The sequence below is a fragment of the Kitasatospora putterlickiae genome, assembly GCF_039527695.1.
Classification (GTDB): domain Bacteria; phylum Actinomycetota; class Actinomycetes; order Streptomycetales; family Streptomycetaceae; genus Kitasatospora; species Kitasatospora putterlickiae.
Window position 1 is genome coordinate 435 of record NZ_BAAAKJ010000363.1, and the last position, 1,265, is coordinate 1,699.

At 79.8% G+C, this 1,265-nt stretch carries 1 protein-coding gene; it reads right to left on the reverse strand.

The features are described from left to right. Positions 1–1,265, reverse strand: a 1,265-nt coding sequence (locus ABD308_RS32730) for a beta-ketoacyl reductase (RefSeq protein WP_344343155.1), incomplete at both ends; no start/stop codon positions are given.

The following is a 1,265-nucleotide window of genomic DNA, read 5'->3' on the forward strand; positions in this document are numbered from 1 at the left end:
GGCCTCGGCGGCCCGCCGCAGCCGGGCGCCGATGCCGTCCCCGATCGACCCCGTCCCGGCCGGGGCCTCCGGCTGCTCCGCCGTCCCGGTGCCGGCCAGCTTGACCAACTGGCGGGCGATCTCCGCCGGGGTGGGGTGCTCGAAGACGAACGAGACCGGCAGGCTCAGGCCGGTCGCCTGGGAGAGCCGGTTGCGCAGCCCGACCGCGCTCATCGAGTCCAGGCCGAGCTCCTTGAGCTTGCGCTCGACGTCGATGCTGTCGTCGGCGCCGTGCCCGAGCACCGCCACGACCTGCGCCGTGACCAGCTCCAGCACGACCCGCTCGCGGTCCGCGTCCGGCACCTCGGCCAGCCGCTCGGCCAGCGACCCGCCGGCCGCCTCGCGCCGGGCCGGGATCCGGGCCAGGCCGCGCAGCAGCGCCGGCAGGGTCCGTTCGCGGGCCTGCGCCCGCAGCTCGGCCGGGTCCAGCTGGACGGGCGCCAGCAGGGCGGCGTCCGCGGCGAGGGCCTGGTCGAACAGCTCCCCCGCGCGCTCGGCGGTCAGCCCGGCGGTGCCGGCCGGCGCCTCCTCGCCCGGCCGGGGGCCCCAGACCAGCACGGTGCCGGGCAGCCCGGCCGCGCGGCGGGTGCGCACCAGCGCCTCCAGCGCCGCCGGGTCCTCCCCGTCTCCCAGCAGGGCGGCGTAGGAGGAGGACACCACGAAGACGGCGAGGCCGGCGTCCGCGGTCAGCTCGTGCAGCCGCCAGGCCGACTCCAGCGGCTCGTCGCCGGCCTGGACGACCGCGCGCAGCGGCCGGTCCAGGGACTCCAGCAGGGCGGGCAGCCGCTCGGGCGCCGGCCCCTCGACGCGCACCCGCGCGCCCAGCCGGGCCAGTTCGTCGACCAGCCCGTCCGTCGCGGCGTCGTGACCGTCGATCAGCAGCAGGTCCCGGACGCCGTGCCGGACGGCCAGGTGCCGGGCCAGGGCGACGGCCGTGCCCGCGCCGGCGCCGCCGGTGACCAGCACGGTGCCGTCCAGGTTCGTCAGCGCCGTCCGCTCGACCGGCCCGGCCGCGACCGCGGCCAGCCGGGGTGCCAGGACCTGCCCGCCGCGCACGGCGAGTTGCGGCTCGTCGGCGGCGAGCAGCGCGCCCCACTCCGGTTCGACGCCGCCGTCCAGGTCGACCAGCAGGAAGCGGCCCGGGTGCGCGGACTGCGCGGCGCGCAGCACGCCCCACGCGGCGGCCCGCGCGGGCTCGGGGGCCTCCGGCCCGACGACCGCCACCG